This is a genomic window from Massilia sp. Root418 (assembly GCF_001425265.1).
In the GTDB taxonomy this organism is placed as follows: domain Bacteria; phylum Pseudomonadota; class Gammaproteobacteria; order Burkholderiales; family Burkholderiaceae_D; genus Rugamonas.
Genome location: NZ_LMEC01000020.1, coordinates 919,500 through 935,369, shown reverse-complemented (window position 1 = coordinate 935,369; position 15,870 = coordinate 919,500). Strand labels below are relative to the sequence as shown.

Below are 15,870 nucleotides of genomic sequence, written 5' to 3'. Positions count from 1 at the left end.
AGGCATTGTTCCGGGCAGTTCGATTTAAGGATTTACAAATGCCGCATTCAAAAGACACCGTCAAAGAGTTCGATTTCAACTCCAGGGACTTCGAACGGGTCCGTGGCCTGATCTACAAGCGGGCCGGCATTTCGCTGGCCGACAGCAAGCAGGAGATGGTGTACAGCCGGCTGGCGCGGCGTTTGCGCGCCACCGGCATCTCGTCGTTCATGAAGTATCTGGATGAACTGGAGGCGGGGCGGCTGGGCGACGAGTGGGAATCCTTCACCAACGCCCTGACCACCAACCTGACCTCCTTCTTCCGCGAGTCGCACCACTTCCCGCTGCTGGCCGAGCACGTGAAGAACAAGCGCGACCTGACCATCTGGTGTTCGGCCGCCTCCACCGGCGAGGAGCCGTACTCCATCGCCATGACCTTGTGCGAGGCCTTCAACACGCTCACCCCGCCGGCCACCATCATCGCCACCGACATCGATACCAACGTGCTGGCGGCGGGCGCCAACGGCGTCTACACCATGGACCGGCTGGACAAGATGTCGCCAGAGCGCCAGCGCCGCTTCTTCCTGAAAGGGAAGGGCGACAAGGAAGGCATGGCGCGCGTGCGCCCGGAGCTGCGCAACATGATCACCTTCAAGCAGCTCAACCTGCTGGCCGACCAGTGGCCGCTGACCGGCCCGTTCGACGTTATCTTCTGCCGCAATGTGATGATTTACTTCGATAAGGCCACGCAGCGTAAAATACTGTCCCGCTTCGTCCCGCTGATGAAACCGGACGCGCTGCTGTTTGCAGGCCACTCGGAAAATTTCCTGTACGTGTCCGATTCGCTGAAGCTGCGCGGCAAGACTGTGTACGAGCTGGATAGAAGATAGCAACCAAGGGCGCGCCATGGATTTAGAACAATTTGCCACCAACGTCTACTACGACCGGACATTCGACTGCGACGCCGCCAAGATCCTGCCGGGCGAGTACTACTTCACGTCCAAGGACATGCTGATCGTGACCGTGCTCGGCTCCTGCGTCTCGGCCTGCATCCGCGACCGTGTGACGGGCCTGGGCGGCATGAACCACTTCATGCTGCCGGACGGCGGCGGCGACGGCAGCCCGGTATCGGCCTCGGCGCGCTACGGCACTTACGCCATGGAGATCCTGATCAACGACCTGCTGAAGGCCGGCGCGCGGCGCGACAACCTGGAAGCGAAGGTGTTCGGCGGCGGCGCGGTGCTGAAGGGCTTCACCGCCATCAACGTGGGCGAACGCAACGCGGCCTTCGTGCAGACCTTCCTGCGCAATGAAAAAATCCGCATCGTGGCCGAGGACCTCAACGACATCTACCCGCGCAAGGTGTACTTCTTCCCGCGCACCGGCAAGGTGCTGGTCAAGAAGCTGATGCAGTCGCATAACGACACGCTGGCCAAACGCGAGATCGAATACGCCAGCCGTCTCAAGAAACAGCCTGTGGCTGGCGAGATCGAGCTGTTCTAACCAATAAAAAGTATAACCATCATGAAGATCAAAGTACTGATCGTAGACGACTCCGCGCTGATCCGCAGCGTGATGACCGAGATCATCAACAACCAGCCCGACATGGAAGTGGTGGGCGTGGCGCCCGATCCGCTGGTGGCGCGCGAACTGATCAAGCAGACCAACCCGGACGTGCTGACCCTGGACGTGGAAATGCCGAAAATGGACGGCCTGGACTTCCTGGAAAAGCTGATGCGGCTGCGCCCCATGCCGGTCGTGATGGTGTCCTCGCTGACCGAACGCGGCTCGGAGATCACCATGCGCGCGCTGGAGCTGGGCGCGGTCGATTTCGTCACCAAGCCCAAGATTTCGATCCAGAGCGGCATGCGCGAATACACCGACCTGATCGCCGACAAGATCCGCGCCGCGTCCAAGGCCCGCGTGCGCGCGCGCGTGCTGCCGCAGGCCGGCGCCCCGGGGCAGGCCGCCTTGCCGCAACTGCGCAATCCTCTCATGTCCTCTGAAAAACTGATCATCATCGGCGCCTCCACCGGCGGCACGGAAGCCATCCGCGAGTTCCTGATGCAGATGCCGTCCGACTGTCCCGGTATCCTGATCACCCAGCACATGCCGGAGGGCTTCACCAAGTCTTTCGCCAAGCGCCTGGACTCGCTGTGCAAGATCGCCGTGATCGAATCGCAAGGCAACGAGCGCGTGCTGCCGGGCCACGCCTACATCGCCCCCGGCCATTCGCACCTGACCCTGGCGCGCTCGGGCGCCAACTACATGACCAAGATCGACCAGGGCGAACCGGTGAACCGCCACCGCCCGTCGGTGGACGTGCTGTTCCGTTCGGCCGCCCAGTTCGCCGGCAAGAACGCGGTCGGCGTGATCCTGACCGGCATGGGCAAGGACGGCGCGGCCGGCATGCTGGAGATGAAGAACGCCGGAGCGTATAATTTCGCCCAGGACGAAGCGAGCTGCGTCGTCTTTGGCATGCCGCGCGAAGCCATCGCGGTGGGTGGCACGCACGAGGTGGGGCCGCTGCAGGCGCTGCCCGGCATGGTGCTTGGCTACCTGGCAACACACGGCATGCGCGCCCTGCGCGTTTAAGCTGCCGGGTGACGTATTACTGCTACTTTGTTCGCCTTAGGGCAACGAAAATGCTATGCTACAAATAGCTCGTGCTTATAGACACTATTAACAACCGCGTAAGAGAATCAACGGAGTAATTCATGGCTGATCCAAAGATGAAATTTTTAGTAGTAGACGATTTTTCGACGATGCGCCGCATCGTCCGGAATCTGTTGAAGGAACTGGGTTACGCCAATGTGGACGAGGCAGAAGACGGTGTCATGGCACTGGCCAAGCTGCGCGCGGAGCAGTTCGACTTCGTGGTGTCTGACTGGAACATGCCCAATATGGATGGCCTGACCATGCTGCAGAACATTCGTGCCGACCCCGCACTGGCCAAGCTGCCGGTGCTGATGGTGACGGCCGAAGCGAAGAAGGAAAACATCATCGCCGCCGCCCAGGCCGGCGCCAACGGCTATGTGGTCAAGCCGTTCACGGCCGCCACGCTGGACGAGAAGCTGAACAAGATCTTCGAAAAACTCGGCGCCTGACCGCAACGGCAGGCCCGCGGGGCACGGGCCGGCGCACGCGCCGGCCTTTTTGACTTTTTGCGACCACACCATGCATCAGACCAACTACCTTGTTCGTGAACCGCTGCTGGACCCCAAGCAGCGCGTGGTCGGGTACGAACTGGCGTGGCAGGGCGGCGCCGGCCACGTGGCCTTGCCCACCCAGGCCGCGCTGGAGGACCTGGTGGCTTTCGTGGCCGCCGAGGTCAACAGCGAGGAAGATGGCTGGCTGCTGCGCGACAAGACCTTGTTCCTGGAGGCAGTGCCGGGCATGCTGTCGACCGACGCGCTGCACAATCTGCCGCCCGAGCACACCGTGCTCTCGCTCAAGGCGGTGGCGCTGGCCAATCCGGATACGCTGGCGGCGGTGCAGGCGCTGCGCGCCGGCGGCGTCGGCATCCTGCTGCGCGACGCCGACCTGGCGCGCGTGGGCAGCCGCCTCGGCACCATTGCCTCCTACGTGGAAGTGAAATTCACCGGCGCCGACGTGGCCGCGCAGGCGCGCGCCTACGCGGCGCTGAAAGCGTCCAACCTGCGCATGGTGGGCCGTCCGGTGAGCACCTGGGCCGATTTCGACGCCTGCGCCGCGCTCGGCCTGGACGCCTTCGTCGGCAAGCTGCACCTCACGCCGCGCCCCGGCACCGACAACAAGGGCATGAACCCGGCGCAGACCATCATCATGCAGCTGATGCAGATGGTGAACGCGAACGCCGACATCAAGCAGCTCGAAGACGTGCTCAAGCGCGACGCCGCGCTGTCCTACAAGCTGCTGCGCTACATCAATTCAGCCGGTTTCGGCGCCGGCCGCGAGATCGCCTCGCTGCGCCAAGCCATTACGCTGCTGGGCTACGCGCCGCTGTACCGCTGGCTGACCCTGCTGCTGGCCACCGCCAGCACCAGCGGCTACTCGCCGGTGCTGCTGGAAACGGCGGTGGTGCGCGGCCGCCTGGCCGAGCTGCTGGGCACCAAGGCGCTGGGCAAGGCGGACGCGGAAAACATCTTCGTGGCGGGCATGTTCTCGCTGCTGGACCGGCTGCTGGGCATCCCGATGGAAGAGGTGCTGGCCAGCATCCAGCTGTCGGACGAGGTGGTGGCGGCGCTGCTGTCGCGCTCGGGCAAGTATGGCCAGTACCTGGCGCTGGCCGAGGCGTGCGAGCTGAACAGCAATTTGGTGTCCTCGCTGGCCGGCGCGCTCAGCCTGACCCCGGCCGAAGTCAACAAGGCCCACCTGTCGGCGCTGGCCTGGACCCAGAGCATCTCCGGCTGATCCGGCGGGTTACGGCTGCGCCTAACCCACCCTACGGGCACCGGGTATTCATCACCCCAAATGTGCCACATGCGGCAGGTTCCCGCGCACCAGGTATTCATCACCCCAAATGTGGCACGTGCGGCGGGTTGCCGTGCACCAGGTATTCACCATTCGAAATGTGGCACGTGCGGCGGGTTCCCGTGCACATGATATCCATCATCCGATGTGGCTCCTGTAGGGCGGGTTAGCACGCAGTGCGTAACCCGCCGCGAGCCGCCTAAAACTTGTGCCGGATCCCCAGCGCAACGGTATTACCGTCGGCGGCCGTGCTGATCTTATCGTACAGATACGAGGCATACACATCCGTGCGCAGCGACAGGTTATAGTCGTAGCCGGCCGCCGCCGTGTCGCGCCTGAACGGCGCCCTGGCAAACGAGTGCTCCTGCGCGCGCGCCCACGCCAGCAGCCAGCGCCCCGCGCCGTGCGGCATGGACAAGCCCAGGTGCGTGGTGCGGGTGGTGCGCCCGCTGCCCTCCTGCGTATTGCGCGCAAAACCGGCATACGCCTTCACCACCTTGAAATCATACGCCGCGCCCGCGAAATACGTGCGCTGGCTAGGTGCGGCATTGCTGATGCCGATGCCGTAGCCGATATCCTGCGCCGCCACCGCCGCGCTGAGCGCCGAACCGGTGTACTTGAGCAGGGCCACCTTGTTGTTGCCCGGGCTGTTGGCCGCATGCTCGCCCAGCCCGTACTGCACCACGGCGTTAAAGCCGTGCACCACCGGCGAAGTGTAATGCACGGCGTTACTCCAGCCCGAATCCCCGGCCGAGGAACTGCCGTAAGGCACAATCCACATCTGCGTCATCAGCGGCGAGAGGCGGGTCGAAAAGCCGTAAGGGTTGAGCGCCGCCGACGCCTGGAACAACGGGTTGGGGATGCGCCCGATCTTGGTGGCGCCCCAGCTCCCGTTCAGGCCCACGTAGGCCGCGCGCGTGGCCAGGCCTTCGCCCGGCGTGCGGCCCTGTTCGCCCGTGTCCAGCCGCATGAAGCCTTCGATGGCAAAGGTGGCCGACTGGCCGCCGCCCAGGCTCTCCACGCCGCCTATGCCCCAGTACGAGGTGGTCATGCCGCCGCTGTTGATGACGTTGCCGCGCGCGGCCACGCCGCTGGTGGCCGAGCGGCCCAGATACACGTCGGCCAGCCCGTACACCTGGACGGTGCCGGTCTGGGCGCCGGCGCAAAGGGGAGCGAGTAAAACCAAGGCAAGGGAAGGCTGTGCAAACCGCATGGGGGCGCCTCGCAAAAGGGAGCGGCAAGGGGAGCGGCAGCTCCGATAGGCCAGCTTAGCATGGCGGCGGCCGCTGCGGACCGCCACCGTTGTTTTGCCGCAGCGCGGCGGGAGCTTAGATTTCCAGGTTGTCGATCAGGCGCGTGGTGCCCAGCTTGGCGGCGGCCAGCACCACCAGCGGCGTGCCTTGCGCCAGGTCGCCGGCGGCCGGCGGCTGCAGGTCGCTGCGCTTGCGGATGGAAATGTAGTCCGGCTGCCAGCCGCGCTTGGCCAGCTCGTCCATGGCCTTGTGTTCCAGCTGGAAGATGTCCAGGTGGCCGGCGCGCATTTCGTTGGCCACGAAGTTCAGGTTCTGGTACAGCGCCGGCGCTTCGGCGCGCTCCGCTGCGGACAGGTACATATTGCGCGAGGACAGCGCCAGGCCGTCTTCCGCGCGGTAGGTCTCGGCGGCGATGATCTCGGTGGGCAGCGCGAACTGGCGGCTCATGTTACGGATGATCATGAGCTGCTGGTAATCCTTCTTGCCGAACACGGCCACGCGCGGGCGCACGCAGGAGAACAGCTTCATCACCACCGTGCTCACGCCGGTGAAGAAGCCGGGGCGGAATTCGCCTTCCAGGGTGTTGCCCAGGCCGTCCGGCGGCTGCACGCGGTATTCCTGCGGTTCCGGGTACATATCCTTTTCAGTCGGCGCGAACAGCACGTACACGCCTTCCTTTTCCAGTTTCTCCACGTCGGCCTGGAAGGTGCGCGGGTATTTCTCGAAGTCCTCGTTGGGGCCGAACTGCAGGCGATTGACGAAGATGGAGGCCACCACCGGGTCGCCGTGCTTGCGCGCCAGGCGCATCAGCGACAGGTGGCCTTCGTGCAGGTTGCCCATGGTGGGCACGAACGCCGTGCGCAGCTGGCCGCTCAGGTGGTCGCGCAGTTCTTCTATGGAGGAAATGATTTTCATGGTGTTTTTCTCTTGTTGTTCAGGCCGGCGAATACGCCAGCCGCACATAGATAGGCGCGAACGGTTCGGCCTGGGTAATTTCTATCAGCGTCTCTTTTGCCAGTTCCAGCAGGGCCACGAAATTGACCACCACCACAGGCGGGCCGCCGGCCACGTCGAACAGGTCCGCAAACTCGACGAAGCGCTGCGACTGCAAGCGCCGCAGGATGCCGGTCATGTGCTCGCGCACCGATAGTTCCTCGCGGCTGATCTTGTGGTGCTGCACCAGCCTGGCCCGCTTCATCAGGCCCAGCCAGGCTTCCTGCAAGTCGGGCGCGGACACGTCCGGCCACACCGGCACCAGGCTTTGCTCGATGAAGACCTGGGTGCGCACGAAGTCGCGGTCCACCTGCGGCACGGCGTTCAGGTCGTAGGCCGCCAGCTTGATCTGTTCGTACTCCAGCAGGCGGCGCACCAGTTCCGCACGCGGGTCGCCCGCCTCGACTTCGATTTCCGACTGCCGCTGCGGCAGCAGCATGCGCGACTTGATCTCGATCAGCATGGCCGCCATCAGCAGGTATTCCGCCGCCAGTTCCAGGTTGGACAGGCGGATCTGGTCCACATACTTAAGATATTGCAGCGTCAGCTGCGCCATCGGAATGTCGAGGATGTTGAAATTCTGCTTGCGGATCAGGTACAGCAGCAAGTCCAGCGGACCTTCGAACGCGTCCAGGAAGATTTCCAGCGCGTCGGGCGGGATGTAGAGGTCGTTCGGCATCTTCAGCAGCGGTTCGCCGTACAGGCGTGCCAATGCAGCGCCGTCGCTTACCGCCTCGGCGCTGCTGGCCACTGCTGCGGCGTCCTCCACCGCGTCCGCCGGCGACATGCTGTGCCGATCAGGTGTCGTTCAGGCCGGTTTTACAGCTTGTTCTGGTAGACGTAAGCCTGCTGCTTCACGGTCGAGGCGCGCAGGCGCTCCTGTTCGGTCAGCGGCGTAGGTTCCTTGTCCCACAGCAGGGCGCGGCCTTCGCGCTGGCCTTGCTCCATTTTTGGATGCTGGGCCTTCAGCTGTTTGATGAACAGGGTGTGGTCCGACTCGTACATGCTGTGCTGTTTGGAGAGTTTCATGTTGTGATAGTTCGTAGAAGAAGCAACAGCTATTTTACCGCGCCCCAGCCCCCGGCGGGAACTTCTCTTCCCGCCCCTGCTAGAATCCTCCCTCTATGACTCCCTACACCATATTCCTTCTGACGCTCGCGCCCCTGTTATGGGCCGGAAATGCCATTGTCGGCCGCCTCGTGCATGAAATGGTGCCGCCCATTACGCTGAATTTCCTGCGCTGGGGCATCGCCTTTTTAATATTGCTGCCCCTGGCCGGGCCGGTATTCCGGCGCGATAGTGGTTTATGGCAGAACTGGCGCCGCTTTGCCTTATTGGGATTGCTGGGTATCGGCATGTATAACGCCCTGCAATATCTGGCCCTGAAGAGTTCCACGCCGATTAATGTCACCCTGGTGGCAGCCGGAATGCCCGTCTGGATGATGTTAACCGGCTGGATGTTTTTCAGCGCGAAAGTCTCGCGCCAGCAAATAATGGGCGCGGCATTATCAATCGCCGGCGTGCTGCTGGTCTTGGCGCGCGGGAAATTCCAGCATTTGCTTGAATTGCGGCTGGTCGCGGGCGATATATTCATGATATTGGCGACCATCGCATGGTCCATATATAGCTGGCTGCTCACGCGCCCGCTGGAACCGGCCGCAATACGTTCTCAATGGGCAAGTTTCCTATTGGCACAAGTAGGATTCGGGGTGATCTGGTCCGGTGTATTCGCGGCCGGGGAATGGGCTGTTACCGATGCCCATATTGAATGGAGCTGGACGCTGGCGGCCGCACTGGCTTATGTCGCGATCGGCCCGGCGGTAATTGCGTTCCGCTGCTGGGGCGCAGGCGTGCAGCGCGCCGGCCCCAGCGTGGCGGCGTTCTTCAGCAATCTGACCCCGCTGTTCGCGGCGCTGATGTCTTCCGCCTTTTTGGGCGAGGCGCCGCAGCTCTACCATGGCGCCGCCTTCCTGCTCATCGTGGGCGGCATTGTGGTGTCCTCCCGGCGCACCTGATTCTGGCGCGTTCGCGCCAGAAGTTGGCATGGAATCAACGCGCGTGCGCCCCCGCAGCGCGCCAGCTGCTATGCTGAAGGAATCGAAACGGGAGGGAGAACGTGATGCGTAAGCTGACCTTGATGCTGGCCGCCGCCTTCGCCCTGGCGGCCTGCCAGGACAAACCTGTCGAGCCGATGAAGCCGAGGGTGACCTGGACCGCCGCCGTCGCCGCCGCTGCCGATATTACCCCAGCGATTTAATATAACGGGGATCGACTTGCGCGCAATAACTGGCGCACGCCTGGCGCGCCGCATTGGCCGCCGCGTGCACCAGCATTTCCGCGTTTGAATGAAAGCACATGGAAACGATAATGGAAGGCGGCTCCGGTTGTACTGGCAATTCAATGAATTCGCCGTTTTCCAGCGAGCTGACGACAAATAAACTCGGAATCGCCGCCACGCCGTAGCCGTCCTTGATGAGCTGGACAATTGCCGCCACTGAAGGCGAGCAGGTAATCCTGGTTTGCTCCAGCGGAATCATGGCCAGGTTCGCCATTTTGCTGACGATTTCCTCCAGCATGCGCTGCGGCGCCGTACCGCGTCCGAAGGTTAATATCGGCAATTGCAGCAGGCGCTGGTTTAATCCCTCCTTGCGGGTATCGATCAATCCCCGCCGCGCAATCCAGTGCAGCGGATAAACCGCCAGCGCTTCTGAAACGATATCGCTGCTTTCAACGCCTTCCACCTGGATCACCAAATCCAGTTCGCGCGCCCGCAATCGCCTCTCCAGCACATTGCTCATATCGACCGCCAAGTCGACTTCGAGTTCCGGATACAACACATTGAGCTCGCGGATGTATTGCGCCAGCCAGCTGTGGACCACCGATTCAATCACGCCCAGCCGCAGCCGGCCGCGGATTGCACTATCTTTGTGCGCCGCCGCCTGCAGCCTGCGCACCGCGTCCACCACCGCTTTCGCGTGTCCCAGCAGGTATTCAGCCTGCGCCGTGAGGCGGAAATCCTTGCTGCTGCGGTCGATCAGTTCGGTCTGCAATTCCTCTTCCAAGGTCTTGATTCGCAAGGAAATCGCGGCAGGCGTCGCGTGCAGGGCGTGGGCCGTGGCGCGGAAGCTGCGCAGCTGGGCCAGCGTGACGAAGGTTTCAAGGAAGCGGGTGTTCATGAATCAAGAATACCTTAACCCCATGCACCGGTATAGCGCACGTCGGTAAGAAAAACTAAACAGCAACAGCAAAAATAACTAGATGGCAAGCCGGGAGCTTCACGCTTATTCTTGACTCATGCAGTTCATTTATCACAATAAAGCGAGACCACCATGACCCCACTCGAATTACGGCACAAGGTACGCAGCGGCGAGTTCCGGCTGCCCACGGCAGGCTACTGCGGCGAATTCGCCCAGGCCAATCTGGTGATCCTGCCGCAGTCCCAGGCCGATGCCTTCCTGCTGTTCTGCCAGCGCAACCAGCGCGCCTGTCCGCTGCTCGCGGTGGGCGAGCCCGGCCAGTGGAACGTGAGCCGCCTGGGAGAGGACATGGATTTGCGCAGCGATACCCCGGGCTACAACATCTACCGCGGCGGCCAGCTGGCGGAACAGACCCACGCGCTGCATGAGGTGTGGCGCGACGACCTGGTGGTGTTCGCCATCGGCTGCTCGTTCTCTTTCGAGCAGATGCTGATGGACGCGGGTATCAAGCTGCGCCATATCCAGCAGCGCCGCAATGTGGCCATGTACCGCACCAATATCCGCAACCAGGGCGCCGGCCCGTTCGGCGGCGAGATGGTGGTGTCGATGCGGCCCATGAAGGCCGCCGACGCTATCCGCGCCATCCAGATCACCAGCCGCTACCCGGCGGTGCACGGCGCGCCGGTCCACCTGGGCGACCCCGCGCTGATCGGCATCGCCGACATCGGCCGCCCGGACTACGGCGATCCGGTCGAAGTCATGCCGGACGAACTGCCCGTCTTCTGGGCCTGCGGGGTGACGCCCCAGGAAGCCATACGGCAGGCCAAGCTTCCATTGGCCATTACGCACCAGCCGGGTTACATGCTGGTGACGGACATCCGCAATGCCTCATTAGCAGCTTTCTAGTTTTATAAACCATGCAGCGCCGCCAACGGACCCTCTCGACGCGTCCGGCCGGGGAGTGCTGCGCCAAAAAAGAACGGGGGGATCATCATGAATACAACAGCACTAGGCAGCGAGGAAAAAGAAGGGCACTTTTCCTGGTTCCACGCATTGACGCGCAAGGAGCGCCGTACCTTTTGGAGCTGCAAGATCGGCTATGCGCTCGATGCCATGGACACGCAGTTCCTCAGCTTCGTCATTCCGACGCTGATCGCCACCTGGGGCCTGTCCAAGGGCGACGCCGGCCTGATTGGCACCGTTACGCTGCTCACGTCCGCCGCCGGCGGCTGGATCGCCGGCATCCTGTCGGACCGCATCGGCCGCGTCAAGACGCTGCAGCTGACCATCCTGTGGTTCGCCTTCTTCACCGTGCTGTGCGGCTTCGCCCAGAATTTCGAGCAGCTGCTGTGGGCGCGCGGCCTGATGGGCTTTGGCATGGGCGGCGAGTGGACCGCCGGCGCCATCCTGATCGGCGAGGTGATCCGCGCCAAGGACAGGGGCAAAGCGGTCGGCATGGTGCAGGCCGGGTGGGCGCTGGGCTGGGGCGTGTCCGCGCTGCTGTACGCGCTGATGTTTTCGCTGCTGCCGGCGGAATGGGCCTGGCGCTCGCTATTCCTGCTGGGCATATTGCCGGCGCTGTTCGTGATCTTCATCCGCCGCTTTGTCGATGAGCCGGAACTGTTCGTGGAAGCGCAGAAGAAGGCCGCCACCGAGGAGCGCGCATCCTTCGCCGAGATCTTCTCGCCGAAAATGCTCAGCATTACGCTGCGCGCCGTGCTGCTGACCACCGGCGCCCAGGGCGGCTACTACGCCATCACCACCTGGCTGCCGACCTTCCTCAAGACCGAGCGCCACCTGACGGTGCTGGGCACCGGCGGCTACCTGGCCATGGTGATCGTGGGCTCCTACGTGGGCTACATCGTTAGCGCCTTCCTGACCGACTACCTGGGCCGCAAGAAGAACTTCATCCTGTTCGCCACCGGCTCCATGTGCATCGCCCTGGCCTATACCCGCCTGCCGGTGACCGACAACGTGATGCTGTTCCTGGGCTTCCCGCTGGGCTTCTGCGTGTCCGGCGTGTTCAGCGGCATGGGCGCCTTCCTGACCGAGCTGTTCCCGACCTCGATCCGCGGCTCCGGCCAGGGCTTCAGCTACAACATGGGCCGTGCAGTGGGCTCGCTGTTCCCGCTGATGATAGGCCTGAGCAGCCAGTCGATGGCGCTGGGCGAGGCGATCGGCGTCTTCGCCGGCACCGCCTACGGCGTGATGATACTGGCCGCCCTGACCTTGCCTGAAACGGCCGGCAAAAAACTTGAATCCTGATTTTGGCTTGCAAAGATAGAGGTAACACCATGAAAAACGACATCCCCGCCCAACAACTCCGCTGGCAGTTCTGGGTAGACCGCGGCGGCACCTTCACCGACATCGTGGCGCGCCGCCCGGACGGCAAACTGGTGACGCACAAGCTGCTGTCCGAATACCCCGAGCGCTACGACGACGCCGTGACCCAGGGCATGCGCGACCTGCTGGGCCTGAAAACCGGCGACCCGCTGCCGGCAGAACAGATCGAAGTGATCAAGATGGGCACCACCGTGGCCACCAACGCGCTGCTGGAGCGCAAGGGCGCGCGTACCGCGCTGGCCATCACGCGCGGCTTCGCCGACCAGCTGCGCATCGGTTACCAGGACCGGCCGGACATCTTCGCCATGCGCATCGACCTGCCGGACCTGATCTACGAGCAGGTGATCGAGATCGACGAGCGCATCGGCGCCCACGGCGAGGTGCTGCAGGCGCCGGACGAAGCGCTGCTGCGGCGCCAGTTTGCCGGGCTGCGCGCGCAGGGCATCGCCGCCATTGCGATTGTGCTGATGCACGCTTACCGCTACCCGCAGCACGAGCAGCGCCTGCGCGCGCTGGCCGAGGAGGCGGGCTTCACGCAGATCTCGGTGAGCCACCAGGTCAGCCCGCTGATGAAGATCGTCGGCCGGGGCGACACCACGGTGGTGGACGCCTACCTGTCGCCGGTGCTGCGCGACTACGTGTCGCGGGTCTCCGCCGAAGTCAGGTCAGACCGCGGCGACGTGCGCATCATGTTCATGCAGTCCAATGGCGGCCTGACGGACGCCGGCCGCTTCCAGGGCAAGGACGCCATCCTGTCCGGCCCGGCCGGGGGCATCGTCGGCGCGGTGAAGAGCTGCGAGGCGATCGGCCTGAAGCAGGTGATCGGCTTCGACATGGGCGGCACCTCGACCGACGTCGCGCACTACGATGGCGCGTATGAACGCGTGTTTGAAACCGTGGTGGCCGGCGTGCGGGTGCGTGCGCCCATGATGCACATCCATACCGTGGCGGCCGGCGGCGGTTCCATTTGCAGCTTCGAGAACGGCCGCTTCAAGGTGGGGCCGGAATCGGCGGGGGCCAATCCCGGCCCGGCCAGCTACCGCAAGGGCGGCCCGCTCACCGTCACCGATTGCAATGTGATGCTGGGCCGTATCCAGCCGGCGCATTTCCCCCACGTGTTCGGCCCCGATGGCGACCTGCCGCTGGACCGCGAGGTGGTGGCGCGCGCCTTTGGCGAGCTGGCGGCGCAGATAGAACGTGAAACCGGTACGCGCCTGTCGCCGTCCGCCGTGGCCGACGGCTTCCTGGCGGTGGCGGTGGACAACATGGCGCAGGCCATCAAGTCGATTTCCGTCGAGCGAGGCTACGACGTCAGCCGCTACGCCATGTGCTGCTTCGGCGGCGCCGGCGGCCAGCATGCCTGCCGCGTGGCGGACGTGCTGGGCATGACCAAGATCGTGATCCATCCTTTCGCCGGCGTGCTGTCCGCCTTCGGCATGGGCCTGGCCGACATCCGCGCCATGCGCGAAGGCGCGGTCGAGCAGCCGCTTACGCCGGCCGCGCTGGACGCCCTGCAACCGCGCCTGGTGTCGCTGGCCGGGGAAGCGGCCACCGAGCTGCTGGAGCAGCAGGTGGCGCAGGAAGACATCCGCGTTGAACTGTGCGCGCGCCTGAAATACCAGGACAGCGATTCGGCCTTCGTGATCCCGCTGGGCAGCGTGGAGGAGATGTCGGCGGCGTTCGCCGCGTTGTACCGCGGCCGCTTCGGCTTCGTGATGGACGGGCAGCCGCTGGTGATCGAGTCGGTGTCGGCGGAGGCCATCGGCGCGGGAGACGGCGCCAGCTTTGTCATCGAGGTGCCTGCCGCCGATGCGGGCGCCGGCAGCGGCAGCCATGCGGGCGGCGCTGTGGAGAGCTACGTGGACAGCTACGTGGACGGCCAGACCGTGCCGATCGCGCTGCATGTGCGCGCCGAGCTGCCGGTGGGCAGCCGCATCGCCGGCCCGGCGCTGATCCGCGAGCAGATCGCCACCACCGTGGTGGACGCCGGCTGGAGCGCGCGCGTGCTGCCGGACCACACACTGCTGCTGGAACGCGTGGCTGCAGCAGGCAGCACGCACAAGATGACCACGGCCGTGCATCCCATCCACCTGGAGATCTTCAACAACCTGTTCATGGCCATCGCCAAGCAGATGGGCACCACGCTGGAGAACACCGCCTACTCGGTCAACATGAAGGAGCGCCTGGACTTCTCCTGCGCTATCTTCGACCGCCACGGCAACCTGATCGCCAACGCGCCGCACATACCCGTGCACCTGGGTTCGATGAGCGACAGCGTGCTGTGCGTGATCCGCGAACACGCCGCCACCATGGCGCCCGGCGACGCCTACGTGCTCAACGTGCCCTACAACGGCGGCACCCACCTGCCGGACATCACCGTGGTGTGTCCGGTGCACGGCGGCGGCCCGGAACCGCTGTTCTACGTTGCCGCGCGCGGCCACCACGGGGACGTGGGCGGCATCACGCCCGGCTCCATGCCGCCCAACAGCACCACCATTGAAGAAGAGGGCGTCCTTCTGGACAACATCAAGATCGTGGACAAGGGCGTCTTCCTGGAGCCGCTGGTGCGCAGCCTGTTCGCCGCCGGCCCCTGGCCGAGCCGCAATATCGACCAGAACATCGCCGACCTGATCGCCCAGCTGGGTGCCTGCGAGACCGGCGCCGGCGAGCTGCTGAAGGCTGTCTCCACCTACGGCCAGGACGTGGTGCTGGCCTATATGCAGCACGTGCAGGACAACGCCGAGGCAGCTGTTCGCAAAGCCATCGGCGGCCTGCGCGACGCCAGCTTCGCCTACGAGATGGACGACGGCGCGGTGCTGAAAGTGAAGCTGACCATCGACCACGCCAGCCGCAGCGCCACGGTGGATTTCACCGGCACCAGCGAGCAGCGGCCGACCAACTTCAACGCGCCGCTGTCGGTGTGCAAGGCGGCGGTGCTGTACGTGTTCCGCACCCTGATCGACAGCGACATTCCGATGAACGAGGGCGTGCTCAAGCCGCTCAATCTCATCATCCCGGAAGGCTCCATGCTCAACCCGCGCTATCCGGCGGCGGTGGTGGCGGGCAACGTGGAAGTGTCGCAGTACGTCACCGACGCGCTGTACGGCGCGCTGGGCGTGATGTCGGCCTCGCAGGGCACCATGAACAACTTCACTTTCGGGAACGAGGAGCACCAGTACTACGAGACCATCGCCGGCGGTTCGGGCGCCGGCCCGGGTTTCGACGGCACCGCCGCCGTGCAGACCCATATGACCAATTCGCGCATGACCGATCCGGAAGTGCTGGAGTGGCGCTTCCCGGTGCTGGTGGAAACCCATGCCATCCGGCGCGGCAGCGGCGGCCAGGGCGCACACCAGGGCGGCGACGGTGCGCTGCGCCGCATCCGCTTCCTGGAAGCGATGACGGCCAACATCCTGGCCGGCCACCGCCGCATTGCACCCTTTGGCCTGCAGGGCGGGGCGCCCGGCGCGCTAGGCCGCAACTGGGTCGAGCGCGGCGACGGCACGGTGGAGGAATTCGGCGCCACGCACACGGCCGAGATGAAGGCCGGCGACGTGTTCGCCATCGAAACGCCGGGAGGCGGCGGCTTCGGCGCCTGATCCTGCGCCATATCGAAACACCGGCGGAGCAGGCAGGGCTCCCTGTTCCGCCGC

General features: G+C 64.4%; 15 protein-coding genes. 10 read left to right on the top strand and 5 right to left on the bottom strand.

All coding sequences use genetic code 11. The features are described from left to right. The first annotated feature begins 38 nt into the window (after nt 1-38). From ASC94_RS16430 to ASC94_RS16410, 5 genes are all read left to right on the top strand, one after another. A complete protein-coding gene (locus ASC94_RS16430) occupies nt 39-869 on the top strand; it encodes a CheR family methyltransferase (RefSeq protein WP_056396888.1) in 831 nt (276 codons plus the stop codon). Nucleotides 870-885: 16 nt separating this feature from the next. After that, nucleotides 886-1,482: a chemoreceptor glutamine deamidase CheD gene (cheD, locus tag ASC94_RS16425; protein WP_056396885.1), complete on the top strand. Its 597-nt coding sequence runs from the start codon at nt 886-888 to the stop codon at nt 1,480-1,482. A 21-nt stretch (nt 1,483-1,503) separates the two neighbouring features. Next, on the top strand, nt 1,504-2,574 hold the full coding sequence (locus tag ASC94_RS16420) for a chemotaxis response regulator protein-glutamate methylesterase (RefSeq protein ID WP_056396884.1): 1,071 nt from the start codon (nt 1,504-1,506) through the stop codon (nt 2,572-2,574). A 122-nt stretch (nt 2,575-2,696) separates the two neighbouring features. Continuing rightward, entirely contained in the window at nt 2,697-3,086 is a 390-nt protein-coding gene (gene cheY, locus ASC94_RS16415) for a chemotaxis response regulator CheY (protein WP_028104141.1), read from the top strand. 70 nt (nt 3,087-3,156) lie between these two features. Continuing rightward, nucleotides 3,157-4,371, top strand: a complete 1,215-nt coding sequence (locus tag ASC94_RS16410; RefSeq protein ID WP_056396880.1) for an EAL and HDOD domain-containing protein — start codon at nt 3,157-3,159, stop codon at nt 4,369-4,371. 259 nt (nt 4,372-4,630) lie between these two features. Here the strand turns inward: ASC94_RS16410 and ASC94_RS16405 are convergent, their stop codons facing one another. The 4 genes from ASC94_RS16405 to ASC94_RS16390 all read right to left on the bottom strand — a co-directional run bounded on the left by ASC94_RS16405 (nt 4,631) and on the right by ASC94_RS16390 (nt 7,706). Continuing rightward, nucleotides 4,631-5,644 carry a porin gene (locus tag ASC94_RS16405; protein ID WP_082616584.1) on the bottom strand — a complete coding sequence of 338 codons (1,014 nt, stop codon included), beginning with the start codon at nt 5,642-5,644 and terminating at the stop codon, nt 4,631-4,633. A 115-nt stretch (nt 5,645-5,759) separates the two neighbouring features. After that, nucleotides 5,760-6,599 (bottom strand): pantoate--beta-alanine ligase, encoded by an 840-nt coding sequence (gene panC / locus ASC94_RS16400; RefSeq protein ID WP_056396873.1) that lies wholly within the window; start codon nt 6,597-6,599, stop codon nt 5,760-5,762. A 19-nt stretch (nt 6,600-6,618) separates the two neighbouring features. Further along, the gene (locus tag ASC94_RS16395) at nt 6,619-7,464 is read right to left on the bottom strand and encodes a ScpA family protein (RefSeq protein ID WP_056396870.1); all 846 of its coding nucleotides are present in this window, start codon (nt 7,462-7,464) and stop codon (nt 6,619-6,621) included. A 32-nt stretch (nt 7,465-7,496) separates the two neighbouring features. Then, nucleotides 7,497-7,706 carry a DUF3460 family protein gene (locus tag ASC94_RS16390; protein ID WP_056396867.1) on the bottom strand — a complete coding sequence of 70 codons (210 nt, stop codon included), beginning with the start codon at nt 7,704-7,706 and terminating at the stop codon, nt 7,497-7,499. A 95-nt stretch (nt 7,707-7,801) separates the two neighbouring features. On the opposite strand from ASC94_RS16390, the gene ASC94_RS16385 reads away from it, so the two are divergent. After that, entirely contained in the window at nt 7,802-8,692 is an 891-nt protein-coding gene (locus ASC94_RS16385; protein ID WP_056396864.1) for a DMT family transporter, read from the top strand. A gap of 104 nt (nt 8,693-8,796) precedes the next feature. Continuing rightward, complete coding sequence (locus tag ASC94_RS32685; RefSeq protein ID WP_157201475.1) at nt 8,797-8,934, top strand: hypothetical protein; 138 nt, start codon at nt 8,797-8,799, stop codon at nt 8,932-8,934. On the opposite strand, the gene ASC94_RS16380 is transcribed toward ASC94_RS32685, so the two are convergent. Then, nucleotides 8,918-9,853 carry a LysR family transcriptional regulator gene (locus ASC94_RS16380; protein WP_056396861.1) on the bottom strand — a complete coding sequence of 312 codons (936 nt, stop codon included), beginning with the start codon at nt 9,851-9,853 and terminating at the stop codon, nt 8,918-8,920. The two genes, ASC94_RS32685 and ASC94_RS16380, sit on opposite strands and share 17 nt — an antisense overlap. A gap of 153 nt (nt 9,854-10,006) precedes the next feature. Here ASC94_RS16380 and ASC94_RS16375 point away from each other — a divergent pair, with 153 nt between their 5' ends. The 3 genes from ASC94_RS16375 to ASC94_RS16365 all read left to right on the top strand — a co-directional run bounded on the left by ASC94_RS16375 (nt 10,007) and on the right by ASC94_RS16365 (nt 15,816). Further along, on the top strand, nt 10,007-10,780 hold the full coding sequence (locus ASC94_RS16375; RefSeq protein WP_056396858.1) for a putative hydro-lyase: 774 nt from the start codon (nt 10,007-10,009) through the stop codon (nt 10,778-10,780). Nucleotides 10,781-10,867: 87 nt separating this feature from the next. Next, nucleotides 10,868-12,139, top strand: a complete 1,272-nt coding sequence (locus tag ASC94_RS16370) for an MFS transporter (protein ID WP_056396855.1) — start codon at nt 10,868-10,870, stop codon at nt 12,137-12,139. 29 nt (nt 12,140-12,168) lie between these two features. Next, a complete protein-coding gene (locus ASC94_RS16365) occupies nt 12,169-15,816 on the top strand; it encodes a hydantoinase B/oxoprolinase family protein (RefSeq protein ID WP_056396852.1) in 3,648 nt (1,215 codons plus the stop codon). Nucleotides 15,817-15,870 lie beyond the last annotated feature (54 nt).